Raw genomic sequence first — 19,794 nt, 5'->3', positions numbered from 1 at the left:
CGGCGCTTGCCTGTCGAAGTCTGAATTCTCTCCCTGCCGGGCGATGTCCGCCCGGCAGGGAAGTCTCAACTCAGAGCCCGTTGTCCTTCAGGATCTGGGCGGCATTTTCCTTGGTGATCTTCTCCGTCGGTAAGGTGATGGTCTTTTCGACCTTCTCGCCGTTCAGGAACTTGATCGCCTGCCGCAGTCCCTCGGCGCCGGGCGTCACATAGGTGAAGGTCGCCGTCAGCTCGCCATTGTTGACCAGCGTCACGCCTTCATTGGGCAGGCCATCGATGCCGATGAACTTGATGTCCTTCTCGCGTCCGGCATCCTTGGCGGCAAGATAGGCGCCGTACGCCATCGGGTCGTTGTGACCATAGACGAGGTCGATCTTCTCGTTGTTGCGCAGTGCCGTGGCCATGATGTTGTAGGCCTGGTCCTGTTTCCAGTCGCCCGACTGCTGGTCGAGCAGGTATTTGATGCCCGGCTCCTTGTCGGTGAATTCATGGAAGCCGTCATGGCGGTCATGTGCTGGCTGGGTGCCCATGCCGCCCCAGATCTCGACGACATTGCCCGCGGCCTTGCCCTTGCCGCCGAGCAGCTCGACGGCGTATTCACCGGCAGCCCGGCCGATCAGCTTGTTGTCGCCGCCGACGAACTGCGTGTAGTCCTTGGTTTCGACATTGCGGTCGAGCACGAAGACCGGGATCTTGGCATCGATCGCCTGCTGCACGACGCCGGTCAAGCCGGCGGATTCCTTCGGTGACACCAGCAGCGCGTCGACTTCCTGACGGATCAGGTTCTCGACATCGGCGACCTGCTTTTCGGTCTTGTCCTCGCCGTCGGTGACGATCAGCTCGACTTCCGGATGCTTGGCGGCCTCAGCCAAAATGTCCTTGTTGAATTGGGCGCGCCACGGCTCGATGGTCGTCACCTGCGAGAAGCCGATCTTCCACTTCTTGTCCTGAGCGTAGGCGTTGCCGCTGGTCAAAAGCGCGGTCGTGGTCAGCAGCGCCGCGGTGACAGCGGCAAGCTTCAACATGTCACGTCGTTTCATTTCTTGTTTCCTCCAAGATTTAGAGACGGGGTCTCTTTTGACGGCCGCTTTGCCGCGGTCGTTTCTTTGTGCGCCGCTTTTCCACCAGGCAGGCGCAGATAGAAGAGAAGATCAAAGGCATTGCGCTCCTGCACGAGCACGGTGCCGATGATGATCATCCCCTTCAGCACGAGCTGAAGGTTCGAATTGATGTTGTGCAATTGCAGGATGTTCGAGAGCAGTCCGAAGATCAGCACGCCGCAGAATGTGCCGATGAGGCTGCCGCGTCCGCCCATCAGGCTGGTGCCGCCGATGACCACGGCGGCGATCGCATCGAGCTCCAGCCCGGCGCCGGCATCCGGCTTGCCTTGCCTGTACTGTGCGACATAAAGCACTGCCGCAACGCCGGCCAGCAATCCGGATACGGCGTAGGTCGCGATCTTGACGCGGCCGGCGGCGATGCCGGACAGCCGCGCCGCCTCTTCATTGCCGCCGATGGCGTAGACATAGCGGCCGAACGGCGTGAAGCGCAGCACGGCGCCGTAGATCAGGATCGCTCCGAGGAAGAACAGGCCAGGCATCGGGATCACGCCGAAGACCAGCGAGCGCAGGATCTCGAAATCCGCGGTGGCGTTCGACCCGGTGTAGACCGGCAGCACCGCATTGTTCTGGCCGGCAGTCAGCCGGGCGATGCCGAGCGCCGTCACCATCATCGCCAGCGTGACGATGAAGGGCTGCAGCCGCCCGGCAACGATGATGAAGCCGTTGAGCGCGCCGAACAGCAGCCCGACGCAAGGCGCCACCAGCAACACGCCGAGCACGCCGAATTTTGAGCCTACCTGCGGCAGCAGGAACCACAGCACGAGACTGCAGAGGACCACCCCGACAATGCCGGGCGTGACCAACCCACGAACGCTATCCAGCCTGATGTCGTGCGTGGCTTGCGAGCCGGCGCGGGACTTTTCGATGTTCAGGAAGATGAAACGGGTGACCAGGATGCCGAGGCAAAGGGCGACCACGGCAACTGTCGGCACCCCCAGCACCACCGCCGGCGTGACACCCGGGACCGTCAGCAGCATGGCGCAGACCACGGTGCAGATCGCCATCAGTGAGCCGACGGAAAGATCGATGCCGCCGGTGATGATCACCGCCGTCATGCCGGTGGCGATCAGGCCGGTGGTCGACACCTGGCGCAGCACATCGAGCAGATTGCCGTAGGACAGGAAGATGTTGTTGCCCTTGGAGCTGATCGGCGAGCCCAGCACGCCGATCAGGAAGATGGCGATCAGGCCCCAATAGAGCTTCGTCCGGGACAGGATGTTCAAGATGCTCATGCGGCAGGCCTCGTCATGGTCCGGCGCGGCGCCGCAAGCCGCATGATGGCCTCCTCGCTGGCTTGCGCGCGCGAGAGGATTCCCGTCTGGCGACCATCGGCCATGACCAGGATGCGGTCGGAAAGATGCAGCAGCTCCGGCAATTCCGAGCTGATGACGGCGATGGCGAGCCCGTCTCGCGCCAGCTTGAAGATGAGATCGTAGATCTCGCGCTTGGCGCCGACATCGATGCCGCGTGTCGGCTCGTCCAGCAACAGCACCCGCGGCCGCGTCGCCAGCCATTTGCCGATGACGACCTTCTGCTGGTTGCCGCCGGACAGCGTGCCGGCCGGCTGCTCTATGGTCCCGCAGCGAATGCCGAGCGCCTTCACCGCGTGCCGCGCCAGGTCTTGCTCGCCGGCCAGCGAGCGAAGGCCGAACCGCGCCAGCGCGCCGACCAGCGGCAGCGCGACATTGTCGGTGATCGACGCCTGAAGATGCAGGCCTTGCGTCTTGCGGTCCTCTGTCACCAGGGCGATGCCGAGCCGGCGAGCGTCGCGCGGCGAACGGATTTCCACCGGCATGCCGTCGAGCCGGATTTCGCCGCCGGCGCGTCCGCCGCTGGAACCGAAGATGGTCTCCAGGATTTCGGTGCGTCCCGAGCCCAGCAGCCCGCCTATCCCCAGAATTTCGCCTTCGGCAAGATCGAAGCCGACGCCGTCAAGCGCGGTGCGCCAACCGTGGCGGTCGGGTTTCGACAGTGACAAGCCGCTTACGGAGAGGACGACCTTGCCGCTGGGGCCACGCTCTTCCTGGGAAGAGGCAAGCAGGTTCCGCCCGACCATCGCCGAAATGATGGTGTTTTCGTCGAGCTTTGCCATCGCCTCGGTCAGCACGTGGCGTCCATCGCGAAACACGGTGACCCGACTGGCCAGATGCATGACCTCGTCGATGCGGTGCGAGATGTAGACAATCGCCACGCCGCTGTCGGCGAGCTGGCGGATGATCCGGAACAGTCTTTGGCATTCGGCCGGCGAAAGCGCTGATGTCGGCTCGTCCATGATCAGGATGCGCGCCGACATCGACAGCGCCTTGGCGATTTCGACCAGCTGCTGCTCGCCGACGCGCAAGCTGCCGACCCGCGCCTCCGGGTTGAGCTCGATGCCGAGCCTCTGCAGCAGCGCACCGGCGGCCTGGCTGCTTGCCTTGCGGTCGACGATAAGCCCGGCGATCAGCTTTTCACGCCCGAGGAAGATGTTATCGGCAAGCTAAGCCGGGACCTGGGATCGATCCGGCGTCGCGGACACCGGCGAAACGGACCGGATTGGCATCGACATTCACCGTTCCATCGTAATCCGTGTAGACGCCGGAAAGAATTTTCATCAGCGTCGATTTGCCGGCGCCGTTTTCCCCCATCAGTGCATGGACCTCGCCGCGCCGCAGATCGAAGCCGACATCGACAAGGGCGGCGATGCCACCAAACGTCTTGGAGATGTGCTCGGCGCTCAGAACCACAGCCGGGCGGCCGGCCGCAGCCGCATCATCTCCGGAAGTGATGGAATTGCCATGCTCCATGACAGATCGGCCTCCCTTCCGCCGTCGTCGAACGTCTCAAACGCTAATCTAAACGTTTCGATCGTGTCAAGCTGATATCTGGTGAGGCCGGTGAACGAATTTCAATTCTTGCGCGGAACCGCAAGATTCCGTAGATATTGCAGCCAGAAGGCGGTGAAACGTTTCGAAAATGATGGCGTCAGGGCGTAAAAAGCAGCGGAAGTCCACGGCCCCGACCATGCTGCACGTGGCTCAAGTGGCGCGTGTTTCGGTCGCCACCGTCTCAGCGCTGATCAATGGCACCGCGACTGTCAGTCCCGAACTCAGCCAGCGCATCGAACAGGCGATCCGCGACATCGGCTATAAGCGCAACGCGATCGCCCGCAGCCTGAAAATGGGGACGACCCGCACCATCGGGCTTACCGTTCCCCATATTACCAATCCGTTCTTCACCGATGTCGTGTCGGTCATCCAGCAGGCATTCGATCGCGCCGGCTACGCGGTCATGCTGTGCTGCACGGACGAGGACCTGAACACGCAGGACGACCAGATCAGGCTGCTGCTCGACCGGATGGTCGACGGGCTGATCGTCGCGCGCGTCGGCGACGGCGCGATCCTCAAGGGAATTGTCGATGACGCCAACGTGCCGGTGGTGCTGCTCGACCGGGTCTGCGAAGGCGTCGACACCGATACTGTCGTCCTCGACAACCAGCGCGCGGTGTTCGACGCCATCACCTATCTGATCGATCTCGGCCACCGACGGATCGGCTACATCTCCGGATCGTTCGACATCTCGCCGATGCATGACCGCATGGAAGGGTATCGCGAGGCGCTCAAGGCCGCCGGCCTGCCGGTCGAGAACGAGCTCGTTCGCTACGGCAACTTTCACGAAGTCGACGGCTACAACGCGACGATGCAGCTGCTTTCGCTGCACGACCGCCCGAGCGCGATCTTCTCGGCCAACAACCCGATGGTGATCGGCACCATGAAGGCGATCCGCGACATCGGGCTGTCCTGCCCGGAGGATATTTCGGTTGCCTGCTTCGACGATTTCCCATGGTCGGACGTGTTCCAGCCGCAACTGACCACGGTCGCCCAGCCGGTGCAGGCAATCGGCGAGCAGGCGGCCAATCTGCTGCTCGACCGGCTCGCCGGAAATAGGGACGCGCCGCCGCGCAAGCTGGCGCTCAAGGGACGCCTGATGATCCGCAATTCATGCCGGCCACTTGGGCCGCCCTTGGGCGCGATCGCACAAAGCGTCAGCGCCTAACGCGCCTTCGCAGTCTCGGAAAAACCGTCAGGCCGCTTGTGACAGCGATTTGTGGGCTTCGGCCAGGATCTCGAAGGATCGCACCCGCGCTGCGTGGTCGAAAATCTGCGCGGTGACCATCAGCTCGTCGGCGCCGGTGCGGCGGACAAACGCTTCTATGCCTTGCCTGACCGTTTCCGGGGCGCCGACGACGGCGCAGGACAGCGCCTGGCCAAGCATTGTTTTGGCCATTGCGTCGAGGTCGCGCTCATATCCCTCGACCGGCGGCGGCAATCGGCCGGGCCGGCCGGTGCGCAGATTGACGAAGGCCTGCTGCAGCGAGGTGAACAACAGCCGCGCCTCGGTATCGGAGGGTGCAGCGAACACATTGAGACCGAGCATCACATAGGGCTTGTCGAGCTGTTCCGACGGCTGGAAGCGCGAGCGGTAGACTTCCAGCGCGTGGTCGAGCTCGGCCGGTGCGAAATGCGACGCGAAGGCGTAGGGCAGGCCGAGCATGGCGGCGAGCTGCGCGCCATAGAGGCTTGAGCCCAGGATCCAGATCGGCACCTGCTCGCCCTCGCCGGGCACGGCTCGGATACGCTGACCGTCCTCGGCCGGCTGGAAATAGCCCATCAGCTCGACGACATCCTGCGGGAAACTGTCGGCGCCGGCCTCGAGGTTGCGGCGTAGCGCGCGCGCCGTGCCCATGTCGGTGCCCGGCGCCCGGCCGAGACCGAGGTCGATGCGGCCTGGATGCAATGCGTTAAGCGTGCCGAACTGCTCGGCGATGACCAGCGGCGAATGGTTGGGCAGCATGATGCCGCCGGCGCCGACGCGTATCGTCCTGGTGCCGCCGGCGACATGGGCAATGACGACGGAGGTGGCGGCGCTGGCGATGCCCGGCATGTTGTGATGCTCGGCCAGCCAGTAGCGCTTGTATCCCAGCCGCTCGGCATGGCGGGCGAGATCGAGCGAATTGGCGAGCGATTGCGAAGCGTTGCTGCCTTCGACGATCGGCGACAGGTCGAGAACGGAAAGAGCGGTCATGGCGGGGATCCTGTGGACGGGAGGGATGTAGGAAGCGACCGCCACGGCCGCAAATTCAAAAAATTGAACAGACGCCGCGCGTCCAAGCAGCCGCAAAGGACGCTCTAGGCATTTTTAATTCGAGGTCCCTTCCGGAACTTATCCCGTTTCCCGGACATGCGCCCGCCGCCGACGCGTATCGTCCTGGTGCCGCCGGCGACATGGGCAATGACGATGGAGGTGGCGGCGCTGGCGATGCCCGGCATGTTGGCGGGCGAGATCGAGAGAATTGGCGAGCGATTGCGAAGCATTGCTGCCTTCGACGATCGGCGACAGGTCGAGAGCGGAAAGAGCGGTCATGGCGTCTCAGGCCTCCAGGATTTTCTTCTGTCGCGCCATAGCTTCGAAGGCTGCACGGTCGGGAATGGCGATTTCGAGCGGGCCTTCCAGCACGTCGGCGAGTTCGGCGGCTGTCGCTATCTCCATCTGCTCGGTACGGCCGCCGAGATGATGCGTCGACAGCCGGTTGTTGCGGAGCGCATAACGGCGGCCCGGCAAGGCTCGTGCGGCGATTACGGAGGAAAGGAAGTGCGAGGTTGGGTGGGTCGACAGGAAATGGTTGCTGACCGAATAGTCGACCTCATAGTTCTGCTGCATGTCGAAGCGGTAAACTGTCCGCCAGTCGCCGCCGACATTGGCCTGCAGCCGAAAATGATCGCCTGTCTCAACCATGCGGAATGTCTCATGTGGGGTCTTTTGCTCGAGACCCGGTCGAAGCAGGAGCGGCGCTGTCAGTGTCAGTCCGCCGAAGCCGACATCGGCAATATAGGTTCGGCCGTCGAGTTCGACGCGCAGCAACATATGGCTCCGGGCGGTTATGGCATCATCGGGCTGGCCCCAAAGAACGCGTGCGGCAAGGCCGCTGACGGCGAAGCCAAGCGCCTTCAGCACATGCATGAAAATGAGATTGTGCTCGAAGCAATAGCCGCCGCGACCCCGAGCGACGATCTTTTCCTGCAGCGAGGCGAGATCGAGACGAACCGGGTGGCCTAGAAACGGATCGAGATTTTCGAACGGGATTGCCTGCGGGTGTAAGAGATGGAGCGACTTCAGCGTTTCCAGCGAAGCGTCTCTCAAGCCGGTGTATCCGATGCGGGCGAAATAGGCGTCGATGTCGAAGGAGATATCGGTCATGGAAGGGAGCCAGGCTTTGACCAGCTCGATATAGGCATTCAATCCGGGCGCCGCAAACGCCGCGTGCCGGTTTGCGCTGCAGCGCTGTTCGTCTCCTCGATGAGTTCTTCTTCAACCACCGCAGTATGCTGCGCCGCCAGGAAATTGCCGACATGGCTGAGGCCGTCGAAATGATCGCAGAACACCTTGATGACGACCAGCAGCGGCACCGCCATCAGCGCGCCGACGAAACCCCACAGCCAGGACCAGAAGGCGATGGCGATGAGGATCGCCACCGCATTGATCTCGAGGCGGCGGCCAACCACCGTCGGCGTCACGAATTGGCCCTCGACGGTATCGCACAACAGCACGAAGGCCGGCGCCAGCAGCGCGTAGGAGATGCTGTCGAAGCTGATCAGCGCGATGATCGTGACAAGCGTGATTGTAATCAGCGCCCCGATATAGGGCAGGAAATTGAGCAGAGCCGCTGCCGCGCCCCAGACCTGCGGGTTGGGCACGCCGAGTGCCCAGAGGCCGAGTCCGATGACCAACCCCAGGCATGTATTGATGACGGCGACGGTGAGCAGGTAGTGCGAGATTTCACGTTCGACGTCATAGACGACGCGCAGTGCCCGCTTCTTTTCGCTGAGACTGGGGAAGGATTCGACGATCTTCTCATAGAACATCGTGCCGGAGGCGAGCAGGAACAGCGACAGGACGAAGACGATGATGAGGCTGGTGCCTGCCGACAGCAAATTGCTGGCGGCTTGCGGGAGAAGGCCGGATTGCGCCATGGCTACCCTCTGAACGCCCGGCTCCTGGGATGTCTGCGTCAGCCCCTCTATCTGCCGCGAAATCTCCATGATCCTTTCGAAAGGGCGCCGCAGTTGCGCGAGCCGTTCGGTCAGCTGCTGGCCAATCACCGAGGTGTTGTTGATGAGATCAATGACTGGCCCGCTGAGTAGATATCCTGCGACGGCGACGACGCAGAACGACAGCAGCACCAGCAATGTCGCCGACATCACGTCGGGCAAGCCGTGTTTGCGCAGGAAGCGGACGATCGGCGTCAGCGTCAGCGCCAGCAGGAAAGCCAGAATGACCGGCATGAAGAAGGCACGAGCGAAGGAGAGCGCGTAGATCGCCATAAGGATGAAGATGCCGACGAGCAGCGAACGCATCAGATGCGTGTCCGCCCGCGCCTCGACGCGCGGATCCGGGCTTTCGGCAGCGCCTGCGCCCAAAGCGGCGGGGTCGGCTTTCATTCTGGCCCTCGGCGGCACACCACGATTGGTGTACGCTGTTGGCGGAAACGCCTTTGCGGCTTCAAAGTTCCGTTAGAGCGACGTGCGTCCACTTGGACGCACAAAGCACGCTCTAACACTTTGAATCTACGCATCGTGCTTTCCGAAAATCGATTCCGATTTTCGGGCCGATGCGTTAGCCGGCGTTGATGGCAAGGCCGTACTGCGCCCTTGCCAGTGAATCAGGGCCGATGAATCAGGCGGCCGGCGCGGCCACGGCAGGGATGGTCTTCGCCGTTTCCTTGCGCACGATCGGCGCGACCTTGGTGCCGTAGAGCTCGATCGCCTTCATGATCTTGGCGTGCGGCATGGTGCCGATCGCCATTTGCAGCAGGAAGCGGTCGTTGCCGAAGATCCTGTGCTGGGCAACGATCTTTTCGGCCACCTGTGCGGGATTGCCGACGAACAGTGCGCCGTTCGGGCCACGCGACTGGTCGAAATGCGCCCTTGACGTTGGACCCCAGCCACGCTCGCGGCCGATGCGGTTCATCACCTCGGCCTGCGGCCCATAAAAATCGTCGGCCGCCTGGTCGGTGGTCTCGGCGATGAAGCCGTGGACGTTGAGGCTGGTGGCGAGATCAGCCGGATCGTTGCCGGCCCGTTTGGCCGCCTCCCTGTAAATGTCGAACAACGGCGCGAACCGTGCCGGCTCACCGCCGATGATGGCCAGCGCCAGCGGCAGGCCGAGCGCGCCGGCCCGCGCGGCGGACTGCGGCGTGCCGCCAATCGCGATCCAGATCGGCAATTTGTCCTGGAAAGGGCGGGGATAGACGCCGCGATCGTTGATAGGAGCGCGCAGCCTGCCCGACCAGGTCACCTTGACGCTATCGCGGATGGCAAGCAGCAGGTCGAGCTTTTCGGCGAAGAGCTCGTCATAGTCTTCGAGATTGTAGCCGAACAGCGGAAAGGATTCGATGAACGAGCCGCGCCCGGCCATGATCTCGGCGCGGCCACCGGAGAGAAGGTCGAGTGTCGCAAACTGCTGGAAGACGCGAACCGGATCGTCGGAGGAAAGCACGGTGACCGCGCTGGTCAGCTTTATGCGCCTGGTGCGTTCGGCGGCCGCGGCCAGGGCCACGACTGGCGCTGAAGCTGCATAATCGGGACGGTGATGCTCGCCCAGCCCAAACACGTCGAGGCCGACCTGGTCGGCCAGCTCGATCTCCTCGATCAGGTTGCGCAGCCGCTCATGCGCGCCGATGGCACCGGGACCCGGTTCCGGGCTGACGTCGGCGAAGGTATAGAGACCGAGTTCCATCATGTGTCATCCTGGCGTTTTGTATTTCGCGCTACAGGTAGCGACCAGTCCGCCGCGCCGCCAGAGGGGCGGATGGTGAACGGTGCCTGTCCGTTTCAGTCGAATTCAGCCGAAAAGGCGTCTCCCGACTGCAACAGCTCAGAATTTCATGGCTGGCATACCGTTTTGGCGCTTGAACTCTGGGTTTTCACGCGTATGTAAGCCTCGCAAATTGACTCCAGGGAAGTGGACTTGGCTATCTATAGGGAAAAAGACGTTTTCGAGCGGCGCAATGCCGCAAACGAGGCAAAGAAGGCGCTTCTCGAGCGCTTCAAGGCAAAGCCGGCAGCAGACGATCCAGCAGTGCTGGCACGACAGGCCGAACGCAAGGCAATCCTCGAAGCTCGTGCGATACGCGAGGCCGAAAAGGCCAGGCTGAAGCAGGAAAAGCTGGCGCGCGAAGCGGCCGAGAAGGCCGAGCGCGAAGCGGCTGCCGAAGCAGCGCGTATCGCTGCCGAAGAAGCGGCGCAGGCGGAAGCGAAGATTCGGGAAGCCGAAGAGAACGAGCGCATCGCTCGTTTGCTCGCCGACGAGGCCGAGCGCAAGGCTAAGCGCGACGCGCGCTATGCGGCGCGCAAGCAGCGCACCGGCAGGACGCCCCCGGGCTTTTCGGCTCGCTAGCGCTCCTACAGCGCGATTTCACCAAGCAAATTCAGGGCCGCCTTGCAGCGGCCCTGAAGGCGTTTGTGTTGCAATCTTGCAGCCAAACTAGGCCGCGAGCTTCAGCCCCATAATGCCGCAGACGATGAGCGCGATGCAGGCCAGCCTGATCGCCGTCGCAGGCTCGCCGAGCAGCCAGATGCCAAGCAGCGCCGTGCCGACTGTGCCGATGCCGGTCCACACCGCATAGGCCGTGCCGACCGGCAGCGTCTTCAGCGCCAGTCCGAGCAAGGCGAGACTGACGACCATCGAGACAACCGTCAGGACCGTCGGCAGCGGCTTCGAAAACCCATTAGTGTATTTGAGGCCGATCGCCCAGCCGATCTCGAACAGGCCAGCGAAGAAGAGAAGAATCCACGACATCGGAACGCTCCATTGAATTGCGGGTCGTCCCGGTCTTTTCGGAAAGCGCGAAGTCGTCTTCGCTGCATTGATATAGAAATTTCGGGTGCCCAATCAACAGCAGCGCCGGCGGCATTTCAGGACCAATCGCTGACTGTCGATTGGTCCTGAAATGCCGCCGGTCATGGCCTTGCGCCGAAACGCCGAGACTTACCTGTCCTTGAGTTTGGTCGCCTTGACGGGCGGCGCCTTCAGGGTCGGGGCAGCGGCGGGTTTCTTCGCGTCCTTCTTCGGCTTGCGGGCTTCTTTGCCCGCCTTCATCGCACCTTTAGCCATGATTCGTCCTCCGATTGTGGCAAGCGAAATGAACCAAGAGAAACGCCCGACCGCAAGAGGCATAATCTGGCGCCTGTGCCGGCCGGCGGCCGTCAAGCGGTTTCTAATTCGCTCGCAAACCGCGTTGGTCCGTGCGATGATCTTTTTGCACTGCAGCAACAGCCCGTGCCTTCGCCGGGTGTTGATCCGGCAGGCCGGTCAGGACGACAATGCGAATCCACATCGGCTGCGAGATGAGCTTCGACTTTCCGCAGGAAGCGCCGCTGATCGCGATGCTCAACGTCCACTATTCCCGGGCGTCCGATCTCGAGCGGCCGGATTTCCTGACCTCGAACCCACCGGTGCCGATCGAGAGCTACCGCGACAGTTTCGGCAATTGGTGCAACCGTCTTGTCGCCCCGCCCGGTCGCTTCACCTTCGGCACGGACGCCGTGATCCGCGACCCGGGAACCTTCGAGTTGGGCGAGCTGGTGGCGTGGCAGCACGAGGTGCGCGACCTGCCGTCGGAAACATTGCTGTTCCTGCTGCCTAGCCGCTATTGCGAGAGCGACGTGCTGGCGAGCGAGGCATGGCGGCTGTTCGGCCACACACCGCTCGGCATTCCACGGGTTCAGGCGGTCTGCGACTTCGTCCACAACCACATCATCTTCAATTACGGCAATGCGCGGCCGACGCGCACGGCAGCCGAGGCATATCGTGAGCAAAGCGGCGTCTGCCGCGATTTTGCCCATCTCGCCGTCGCCTTCTGCCGCGCCCTGAACATCCCGACCCGCTATTGCACCGGCTACATCAGCGACATCGGCCTGCCGAAACCGTGGTCGGACATGGATTTCGCTGCCTGGATGGAGGTCTATCTCGGCGGCCGCTGGCATGCCTTCGATCCGCGCAACAATGCGCCGCGCATAGGCCGCATCCTGATCGCCTCCGGCCGCGACGCTGCCGATGTGCCGCTGACCCATATTTTCGGGCCGGGCACGCTGGCCGGTTTCAAGGTCTGGACGAACGAGATCGTCGATTAGGCCGTGTGGACAGTTACCGCAACCACAAGACAATAGCCGCGAGAGTGACAACGGCGGTAATTGCGGGCGGTTTTCTCGAGCGGGTTGCGACCCAGCGGAACTGCTTGAGTTTGGAGGAGCAGCACTCGGCGAGATGATGCTGGGCATAGAGGTGCCCTGACAGTGGGACAGTTTCTAGAGAACCTAAAAAGCGGCGGGCTTGCTTCGGATGGTTAAGGCCAGGAGCGCCTCCGAAAGTCGTTTCTTCGCCCGCTCGACCCCGTTCTCGTCGATTGCCTCAACATCGAGGAACAAGTCGAGGCCAGTCGCGTGCTCGCTGATGACCTGAGGGCGCTGGGCCAGTTCACCCAGGAGGCCCTCGACTTCATAGGGGACAACCTCCCGGCTGATCCCCTTCATGGCAATCGGTGCTAACGGACGCGCCCGGACAAGGTCGCGGACGAGCGCGTAAGTTTCATAGCTGAGGCAGATGCCGCCGGGCTCGGCAATCGACTGCAGACGGGCCGCCAAGTTCGCTTCGGCTCCGATGATCGTGTAGTCCATCCGATCATCGGAACCGAAGTTCCCAACATTGCAATAGCCCGTGTTGATGCCCATGCGAGCTCGGAAGGGCCGTTCAACTCCGCGGTCACGCCACACCCTGTTCAACTGCTCCAGCCGACGCTGCATGTCGACAGCCATGCGCAAGCAGGCTCTCGCGTCTTCCTCGATGCCTTGCGTCTCCGGGTCTCCGAAGAACACAAGAAGCGCGTCGCCGATGAACTTGTCGACGGTGGCGCCGTGTTTGAGCGCGATCCTCGACATCTCGGTGAAGTACTCGTTGAGGAGAACCGTCAGGTCCTCGGGCTGGAGCCGTTCCACGATCGCGGTGAAATCCTTGACGTCGGAGAAAAAGATCGTGAGCTTCTTGCGCTCGGTCGCGATGGTGACGTCCTTCTGGCCGCTGAAGATGCTTTTGTAAATTTGAGGCGAGAGGTATTTGGCGATCTTCAATGAAATCGCGGCCAGGAAGTCGTTTGCCTCGGAAAGCTCCTTGTTGATGCCCTGAACCAAGGCGGACTGCCGACGCTGCAGGAGAATGAACGTCAGGCCCGCCGCCGCCGCGAAGCCGAAATATAGGAGCAGATACTTGAAGGCGAGGACGTTCGCAGCGATAGGCTGATTGACTGATATCTCCTGGATCCCTCGGACATCCCCTACCTTCCAGTCCGTCTTGGGGCTGTCCGGGTGTGAGTTATGGCAGGTCACGCAGACTTGTCCCATTACAACGGGGGCCGCGGCGCGGACGTGCCGGTCAAACAGCGAACCCGAGACTTCGATGATCGGCTCCCTCGGGTTGGCACGCAAAGCAAAGATTGCATTCCGCTCGAATAGATCGAGCTGGTGGGGGTCGCGACCTTTAAAAGGTAGATCGGAGACGAACCGATATTTGACGGACCCGTCGTGAGCGCTGATGCGCTTGCCGAGTTCGATCGAGAGGGTTGCTGGAATAGGGATCGCACCTGGCACGTCCCGGTAGTTGTGCGTCGCGGTCACGGCGTCGTCTGCTTGCAGCACGCGTCCCACGACGTCGCTGCCGTAAAATCCGCGCATTTCGTCGATGATCCGGCTGATTTCGCTGGCTTGCGTGCGCAGCATCCGTTCCGATAGGTCTCGGAGGTCGAGCCAGGCTGCGACGGGCAGGCCTATAAGGCCGATGACCACTGCCGCCACCAGGAGCGGTCCCATGGTGCGCTGCTGACGCGCAATCTGTTCACCCAGTCCAGCCATTGTGCCAGCGCCCGGCAGTCACTAGTATCTGAACTATATCTCATTCCCGGCACGGTACCTAGCGTCAGTCTTGGCTCGATGAAAACACGCCAGCCCTGCAACGACGGACCGACCTTGGCGGTTGTGGCTAAGCCCCCACGTTCACAGCGGATTTCGCATACTGGCGCGCCCGGCCAACTGCGGACTGTTCTCACGCTTGGAGAAGGAATGCTCAAAGTCCGACCGATGGCGCCCGAGCCGGTTGCCAACGAGGACCATTTGTCGGCGCCCGAGATCGAGACCTGCGTCGAACACATCGAGGCACGGCTTGAAGACCGAGATGCCCGAGGTCACGCGACTGTTCGTCAAAGCCGCAGACCAGCGGAACCTGAGCCCGCCGGCTCAAGGCCATAGAGGCTGCGTCGGGACAAGCGCCGGACTAGAGGCCTGCCGTTGCAAGGTTCGCCTGCCGCGCTGCCGCATCGACTCGAATGTCGGAGTCGATTTCGGAAAGCATGATGTGTAGGTTCAAAGCATTACACCATACTATGTGTCCAAACGGGCGCACGTCGCTCAAGCATTGCCGAACGGATTTTGGGAGGAATGAAGATGAAAATCGACGGCGGGTGCCATTGCGGGGCCATCACCTACGAGGCCGAAGTCGATCCGGAAAAGACCAATATCTGCCACTGCATCGATTGCCAGCAACTGACTGGAACGGCGTTTCGGGTGACCGTGCCGGCGTCGGAGGATCATTACCGGATCACCAGGGGCACGCCGAAGATCTACATCAAGACCGGGTCGAGCGGCGCCAGGCGCGCCCAGGCTTTTTGCGGCGAGTGCGGTTCGCATCTCTATGCCACGTCGGTCGGTGACGGACCGAAAGTCTACGGCATCAGGGTAGGCACGGCGCGTCAGCGCGATGAACTGGTGCCGAGACGGCAGTTGTGGCATCGCTCGGCGCTACACTGGCTGCCGGACTTCGAAGGCACGACGATCGTCGAGGAGCAGTAGCCTCTCAGTCGTCGCCTTCGACGACCCTAAGTCTCAGATGACCGGTCTTGGAGTCGGCGACGCGCGCACCCGCTTCGACCTTCGCGCCGTGTGTGGTCTCGGCCGATCCGGCGTCGCCCTCCGTCGGCTGCGCGCCGAACTCCAGCGCCTCGATCTTCTGGCCGCGCTTGGTCACCTTCGACGTCGAGACGAGGATATCGTCGATATCCTTGGCCGACTGGCCGAAATGGCTCTGCAATTTGCGCACCCGCTCGTCGAGGCGCGAGACATCCTCCATCAGCCGGATCACCTCGCCCTGAATCAGATGCGCCTGCTCGCGCATGCGGGCGTCCTTGAGGATCGCCTGGATGACCTGGATCGACAACATCAGCAGCGACGGCGAGACGATGACGATGCGGGCGCGGTGCGCCTTGTGGACAATCCCCTCGAAATTCTCGTGGATCTCGGCAAACACCGATTCCGACGGCACGAACATGAAAGCGGTGTCCTGCGTCTCGCCCTGGATCAGGTATTTTTCTGATATATCGCGGACATGCACCTCGATGTCGCGTCGAAACGCTTGTGCGGCGACCTTCTGCAAATCGACGCCTTCGGCGGCACGGATGGCGTTCCAGGCTTCCAGCGGAAACTTGGCGTCTATGGCAAGCGCCGGCGCGCCGTTCGGCATCTTCACCAGGCAGTCGGGCCGGCTGCCGTTCGACAAGGTCGCCTGGAATTCGTAGGCCCCGTGCGGCAGGCCGTCGGCGACGATCGCCTCCATGCGCGACTGGCCGAAGGCGCCGCGCGTCTGCTTGTTGGAGAGGATCGCCTGGAGCTGAACGACCTGGCCGGCGAGCGACTGGATGTTGCCCTGCGCGATATCGATGACCGCCAGCCGTTCCTGCAGCTTGGCAAGGCTCTCATGCGTCGATTTCGTCTGCTCGGTCATGGTCTGGCCGAGGCGGCCGGTCATCGCGTCGAGGCGTTGGCCGATCGACTGTGTGAGTTCGGCCTGCCGCGCCCCGAACACTTCGGCGATGGCGCCCATGCGGCCCTGCATCTCGGCCTGGCTTTGCAGGATGCCGGCCATCCGCGCCTCGGCGTCGCGGGCGTGGTCGGCGGCTTCCGCAGCCGCCACTGCACGCGCCTTGGCCGACCGCCACAGCGCGACGACCAGCGCCACGAACAGGCCCAGAAACAGGATCGCGCCGAATGCCAATGCGTGGCCGAGCGTGATCGTGGTGGCGCCGAGCCGGGCGATTGGTTCGGACAGGATTGATGTCAGGTCGGTCATATGGACAGCATAGATGATTCTCCCTGACGGCACAGATCAAAACGTGAACGGCGCTTCAATTGCCCCGGTTGACGCTTTCCGTGCGACGTCTTAGGTGAGACGCCATGTCGATCAAGCCTCTCATCATTCTTCCCGATCCCGTCCTGCGCCAGGTTTCGAAACCGATCGAGCGCGTCGACGGCGCCTTGCGCAAGCTCGCCGACGACATGCTGGAGACCATGTACGATGCGCCGGGCATCGGCCTGGCGGCGATCCAGGTCGGCGAACCGTTGCGCATGCTGGTGATCGACCTCGCCAAGGAAGACGAGACGCCGGCGCCGCATGTCTTCATCAACCCCGAGGTTCTCGACAGCGCCGATCAGCGCTCGGTCTACGAGGAGGGTTGCCTGTCGATCCCGGATTACTATGCCGAGGTCGAGCGCCCCGCCGCCGTGCGTGTGAAATATCTCGATCGCGACGGCAAGCTGCAGGAGATCGAGGCCGAAGGGCTGATGGCGACCTGCCTGCAGCATGAGATAGATCATCTCAACGGCGTTCTGTTCATCGACCACATCTCGAAGCTGAAGCGCGACATGGTGGTCAAGAAGTTCAAGAAGCTCGCCAGGGACAAACCATCAGGCAGCAAGGCGCCGGGCAAGTTGGTGGGATAGGGCTCAAAAATGCCCCTGCGCGTCGTTTTCATGGGTACGCCCGAATTCTCGGTGCCGACGCTGCGGGCGATCGCGGAGGCCGGGCATGAGATAGAAGCCGTCTACACCCAGCCGCCGCGCGCCGCAGGTCGCCGCGGGCTGGAACTGACGCCATCGCCGGTGCAGCGCGAGGCGGAGCGGCTGGGCGTCGAGGTGCGGACGCCGGTGTCGCTGAAGAGCGAGGCCGAGCAGCAGGCGTTCCGCGCCTTGCGGGCCGACGTCGCCGTGGTCGTCGCCTATGGATTGCTGTTGCCCAAACCCATCCTCGAGGCGCCGCGGCTCGGTTGCCTCAATGGCCACGCGTCGCTGTTGCCGCGCTGGCGCGGCGCCGCACCCATCCAGCGCGCCGTCATGGCCGGCGATGCCGAGACAGGCATGATGGTGATGCGGATGGAGGAAGGTCTGGACACCGGTCCGGTGGCGATGATTGAAAAATGCGCCATCGGCCCCGATATGACGGCCGGCGACCTGCACGATCGGTTGATGCTCATTGGTGCCGCGCTGATGGCGGAAGCGCTGGCACGGCTGGAACGGGATGCCCTGACATTTACCACGCAGGCGACGGTGGGGGTGACCTACGCCAAAAAGATCGATAAAGCGGAGACGCGCGTGGACTGGACGCGGCCTGCTGGCGAAGTCCACGATCATATTCGCGGCCTGTCGCCCTTTCCCGGCGCATGGTGCGAGACCGAAATCGGCGGCCGCCTGGAACGGCTGAAACTGCTTCGCTCGACGCTTTCGCAAGGCGCCGGCGAGTCGGGAGGAATTCTCGATGACCGCCTGACGGTCGCCTGCGGGTCAGGCGCCATCAGGCTGGTCGAAGTTCAACGTGCGGGCGGAAGGCCCATTGCCGCGCAAGAGTTTCTGCGCGGGGCCAAGCTCGAAAAAGGAACGAAATTCTCATGAGCATGATGTCGATACGCGCGGCGACGCCGCGGGACCGCGAGGCGATCCGCCTTGTCGAGGAACACGCATTCGGCCAGCAGGCGGAGGCCGGACTGGTCGACGCGCTGGTCACCGGCGGCGATGCCGTCGTCGAGCTGGTGGCGGACGAAGATGGGCAGGTGGTCGGCCACATCCTGTTTTCCAGGCTTTTCGTGCAGAATGGTGGCAAGAGCTTTCCAGCGGTGGCGCTGGCGCCTTTGGCCGTCGAGCCGTCATTCCATGGCACCGGCATCGGCGGCGCGCTGGTCCGCGAGGCGCATATCCGTCTCAAGGACGCCGGCGAGGTGCTGGCGGTGGTGCTTGGCGATCCCGCCTATTATGGCCGCTTCGGCTACAGCCACGCACGCGCCGAAAAATTCGAGAGCGAATATCAGGGCGACGCGCTGCAGGCGCTGGCCTGGGGCGAGGCGCCTGAGACCGGCAAGCTGGTCTACGCTTCGGCCTTCGGCTCCGCGCTCGCCGCCTAACCTCATCCTGCTTTAGGAATGCCGCGTTTTCGCCTCGACATCGAATATGACGGCAGCCTCTATGCCGGCTGGCAGCGCCAGGCAGACCAGCCTTCGGTGCAGCAGGCGATCGAGCAGGCGATCGAGAAATTCTGCGGTGAGCAGGTCTCGCTGCGCGGCGCCGGCCGCACCGATGCCGGCGTCCATGCGACCGGCCAGGTAGCGCATGTCGATCTCGTCAAGGCGTGGCCCGATGACAAGGTGCGCGATGCGGTCAACGCCCATCTGCAAGCGGCCAAGGCGCGCATCGCCGTCCTCAAGGCGGCTGTCGTGCCTGATAGCTTCGATGCGCGTTTCTCGGCGACCGGCCGCCACTATCTCTATCGCATCGTCAACCGGCGCGCGCCGGCAGCGCTCGACAAGGGCAAGATCTGGTGGGTGCCGAAGCGGCTCGACGCCGAGGCCATGCACGAGGCGGCAAAAGTGCTGCTGGGGCGGCATGATTTCACTACGTTCCGCTCGACCCAATGCCAGGCCGACAGCCCGATCCGGACGCTTGATCGGCTGGATGTCAGTCGGCTGGGTGACGTGATCGAAGTGCGAGCCTCGGCGCGCTCGTTCCTGCACAATCAGGTGCGCTCGATGGTCGGCTCGCTGAAGCGCGTCGGCGAAGGCGGCTGGACAATTGCCGACCTGAAGGCGGCGCTCGATGCGCGCGACCGTGCAGCCTGCGGCCAGGTTGCGCCGCCCGACGGACTTTTTCTCGTCGGTGTGGATTATCCGAAAGTCGATTAAGCGGGCGCACCGATGCCGAGCAGCGCCTGCAGGCCGAACAGAACGACCAGCGACGCCACGAACATGCCGGCGAAGACGGCGGTGCCGACAGCTGCGCCCCTGCCGATGGCGATGTTTGTCATCCGCCAGGTCAGGACCATCGACAGCGCAAACAAAAGCAGCGACGCCAGTACGGCGAACTCGTTGGTGGAAGGCAGGAAAAGCCTGATCAACGCCGACGGCAGCATCATCCAGGCGATGATCGCCGACGCCCAGTTGCTGGCGACGACATAGTGGACGAAGCGCCCGCCAATGCCGGCACGCGGCGCGATAAAGGCAAGGCCGACAAGCGGCAGTACCCAGGCGCCAATGTCGACCGTCGCCAGACGGATCAGCATGCTGAAGCGCCCCGCGAATGCATCCGGATCGCCGATCTCGTTGGCAAGGCCGACCCAACCGACGATCAGCGCCGGTGCCGCGACGATGATGGCGAAGAAGGAATTCCAGAAACCGTCGGCCGAAAGGTCGAGCAGGCGCAGCCCGTCGGCCTTGCCGAGCATCAGTCGCCAGGCGCCTGTCAGGGAAGCATAGGTTTCGTCCGACGAAAGCATGG

General features: G+C 63.0%; 20 protein-coding genes and 3 pseudogenes. 8 read left to right on the top strand and 15 right to left on the bottom strand.

Annotated features, from left to right (window positions below):
• Positions 1-70: 70 nt before the first annotated feature.
• The 3 genes and pseudogenes from EJ075_RS08850 to EJ075_RS33490 all read right to left on the bottom strand — a co-directional run bounded on the left by EJ075_RS08850 (position 71) and on the right by EJ075_RS33490 (position 3,906).
• Complete coding sequence (locus tag EJ075_RS08850) at positions 71-1,039, bottom strand: substrate-binding domain-containing protein (protein ID WP_126104072.1); 969 nt, start codon at positions 1,037-1,039, stop codon at positions 71-73.
• On the bottom strand, positions 1,036-2,352 hold the full coding sequence (locus EJ075_RS08845) for an ABC transporter permease (protein WP_126104071.1): 1,317 nt from the start codon (positions 2,350-2,352) through the stop codon (positions 1,036-1,038). Before EJ075_RS08845 ends, EJ075_RS08850 begins: the two co-directional genes overlap by 4 nt.
• Positions 2,349-3,906, bottom strand: a pseudogene (locus EJ075_RS33490) (sugar ABC transporter ATP-binding protein). The gene EJ075_RS08845 and the pseudogene EJ075_RS33490 overlap by 4 nt, the downstream one beginning before the upstream one ends.
• A gap of 217 nt (positions 3,907-4,123) precedes the next feature.
• Here EJ075_RS33490 and EJ075_RS08835 point away from each other — a divergent pair.
• On the top strand, positions 4,124-5,155 hold the full coding sequence (locus EJ075_RS08835) for a LacI family DNA-binding transcriptional regulator (RefSeq protein ID WP_126104070.1): 1,032 nt from the start codon (positions 4,124-4,126) through the stop codon (positions 5,153-5,155).
• Positions 5,156-5,182: 27 nt separating this feature from the next.
• Here EJ075_RS08835 and EJ075_RS08830 read toward each other — a convergent pair whose 3' ends face one another.
• From EJ075_RS08830 to EJ075_RS08810, 5 genes and pseudogenes are all read right to left on the bottom strand, one after another.
• The gene (locus EJ075_RS08830; protein WP_126104069.1) at positions 5,183-6,184 is read right to left on the bottom strand and encodes an LLM class flavin-dependent oxidoreductase; all 1,002 of its coding nucleotides are present in this window, start codon (positions 6,182-6,184) and stop codon (positions 5,183-5,185) included.
• A gap of 155 nt (positions 6,185-6,339) precedes the next feature.
• Positions 6,340-6,523 (bottom strand): annotated as a pseudogene (locus tag EJ075_RS08825) (alkane 1-monooxygenase); the annotation flags it as partial.
• 6 nt (positions 6,524-6,529) lie between these two features.
• A complete protein-coding gene (locus EJ075_RS08820) occupies positions 6,530-7,357 on the bottom strand; it encodes an arylamine N-acetyltransferase (protein ID WP_126104068.1) in 828 nt (275 codons plus the stop codon).
• A gap of 38 nt (positions 7,358-7,395) precedes the next feature.
• The gene (locus EJ075_RS08815; RefSeq protein WP_126104067.1) at positions 7,396-8,598 is read right to left on the bottom strand and encodes an AI-2E family transporter; all 1,203 of its coding nucleotides are present in this window, start codon (positions 8,596-8,598) and stop codon (positions 7,396-7,398) included.
• A gap of 235 nt (positions 8,599-8,833) precedes the next feature.
• Positions 8,834-9,895, bottom strand: coding sequence for an LLM class flavin-dependent oxidoreductase (locus EJ075_RS08810; RefSeq protein ID WP_126107285.1), 1,062 nt, complete (start codon positions 9,893-9,895; stop codon positions 8,834-8,836).
• Between the two features lie 231 nt (positions 9,896-10,126).
• On the opposite strand from EJ075_RS08810, the gene EJ075_RS08805 reads away from it, so the two are divergent.
• Positions 10,127-10,555, top strand: a complete 429-nt coding sequence (locus EJ075_RS08805; protein ID WP_023801556.1) for a DUF6481 family protein — start codon at positions 10,127-10,129, stop codon at positions 10,553-10,555.
• Positions 10,556-10,642: 87 nt separating this feature from the next.
• On the opposite strand, the gene sugE is transcribed toward EJ075_RS08805, so the two are convergent.
• Positions 10,643-10,957: a quaternary ammonium compound efflux SMR transporter SugE gene (gene sugE, locus EJ075_RS08800; protein WP_126104066.1), complete on the bottom strand. Its 315-nt coding sequence runs from the start codon at positions 10,955-10,957 to the stop codon at positions 10,643-10,645.
• 189 nt (positions 10,958-11,146) lie between these two features.
• The gene (locus tag EJ075_RS33935; protein ID WP_082982715.1) at positions 11,147-11,272 is read right to left on the bottom strand and encodes a hypothetical protein; all 126 of its coding nucleotides are present in this window, start codon (positions 11,270-11,272) and stop codon (positions 11,147-11,149) included.
• A 209-nt stretch (positions 11,273-11,481) separates the two neighbouring features.
• On the opposite strand from EJ075_RS33935, the gene EJ075_RS08790 reads away from it, so the two are divergent.
• Positions 11,482-12,291, top strand: a complete 810-nt coding sequence (locus EJ075_RS08790) for a transglutaminase family protein (protein ID WP_095484561.1) — start codon at positions 11,482-11,484, stop codon at positions 12,289-12,291.
• A 13-nt stretch (positions 12,292-12,304) separates the two neighbouring features.
• On the opposite strand, the pseudogene EJ075_RS08785 reads toward EJ075_RS08790, so the two are convergent.
• The 3 genes and pseudogenes from EJ075_RS08785 to EJ075_RS33080 all read right to left on the bottom strand — a co-directional run.
• Positions 12,305-12,457, bottom strand: a pseudogene (locus EJ075_RS08785) (IS5/IS1182 family transposase); the annotation flags it as partial.
• A gap of 17 nt (positions 12,458-12,474) precedes the next feature.
• Positions 12,475-14,061, bottom strand: coding sequence for an adenylate/guanylate cyclase domain-containing protein (locus EJ075_RS08780; protein WP_126104065.1), 1,587 nt, complete (start codon positions 14,059-14,061; stop codon positions 12,475-12,477).
• A 141-nt stretch (positions 14,062-14,202) separates the two neighbouring features.
• On the bottom strand, positions 14,203-14,394 hold the full coding sequence (locus tag EJ075_RS33080) for a hypothetical protein (RefSeq protein ID WP_164547065.1): 192 nt from the start codon (positions 14,392-14,394) through the stop codon (positions 14,203-14,205).
• A 255-nt stretch (positions 14,395-14,649) separates the two neighbouring features.
• Here EJ075_RS33080 and EJ075_RS08770 point away from each other — a divergent pair, with 255 nt between their 5' ends.
• Positions 14,650-15,054, top strand: coding sequence for a GFA family protein (locus EJ075_RS08770; protein ID WP_095485074.1), 405 nt, complete (start codon positions 14,650-14,652; stop codon positions 15,052-15,054).
• Between the two features lie 4 nt (positions 15,055-15,058).
• Here the strand turns inward: EJ075_RS08770 and EJ075_RS08765 are convergent, their stop codons facing one another.
• Positions 15,059-16,327, bottom strand: a complete 1,269-nt coding sequence (locus tag EJ075_RS08765; protein WP_126104064.1) for a DNA recombination protein RmuC — start codon at positions 16,325-16,327, stop codon at positions 15,059-15,061.
• Between the two features lie 104 nt (positions 16,328-16,431).
• On the opposite strand from EJ075_RS08765, the gene def reads away from it, so the two are divergent.
• Genes def through truA form a run of 4 tightly spaced genes read left to right on the top strand, consistent with a single transcriptional unit; the run spans position 16,432 to position 19,202 of the window.
• On the top strand, positions 16,432-16,977 hold the full coding sequence (def, locus tag EJ075_RS08760) for a peptide deformylase (RefSeq protein ID WP_077374507.1): 546 nt from the start codon (positions 16,432-16,434) through the stop codon (positions 16,975-16,977).
• Positions 16,978-16,986: 9 nt separating this feature from the next.
• On the top strand, positions 16,987-17,922 hold the full coding sequence (gene fmt / locus EJ075_RS08755; RefSeq protein WP_126104063.1) for a methionyl-tRNA formyltransferase: 936 nt from the start codon (positions 16,987-16,989) through the stop codon (positions 17,920-17,922).
• Entirely contained in the window at positions 17,919-18,428 is a 510-nt protein-coding gene (locus EJ075_RS08750) for an N-acetyltransferase (protein WP_095484556.1), read from the top strand. Before fmt ends, EJ075_RS08750 begins: the two co-directional genes overlap by 4 nt.
• Positions 18,429-18,446: 18 nt before the next feature.
• Positions 18,447-19,202, top strand: coding sequence for a tRNA pseudouridine(38-40) synthase TruA (gene truA, locus EJ075_RS08745; RefSeq protein ID WP_126104062.1), 756 nt, complete (start codon positions 18,447-18,449; stop codon positions 19,200-19,202).
• Here truA and EJ075_RS08740 read toward each other — a convergent pair.
• On the bottom strand, positions 19,199-19,792 hold the full coding sequence (locus EJ075_RS08740; protein WP_126104061.1) for a transporter: 594 nt from the start codon (positions 19,790-19,792) through the stop codon (positions 19,199-19,201). The two genes, truA and EJ075_RS08740, sit on opposite strands and share 4 nt — an antisense overlap.
• Positions 19,793-19,794 lie beyond the last annotated feature (2 nt).

It is taken from the genome of Mesorhizobium sp. M6A.T.Cr.TU.016.01.1.1 (assembly GCF_003952585.1).
GTDB classification, from domain to species: Bacteria; Pseudomonadota; Alphaproteobacteria; order Rhizobiales; family Rhizobiaceae; genus Mesorhizobium; species Mesorhizobium mediterraneum.
This window is presented reverse-complemented; position numbering and strand designations above follow the sequence as displayed.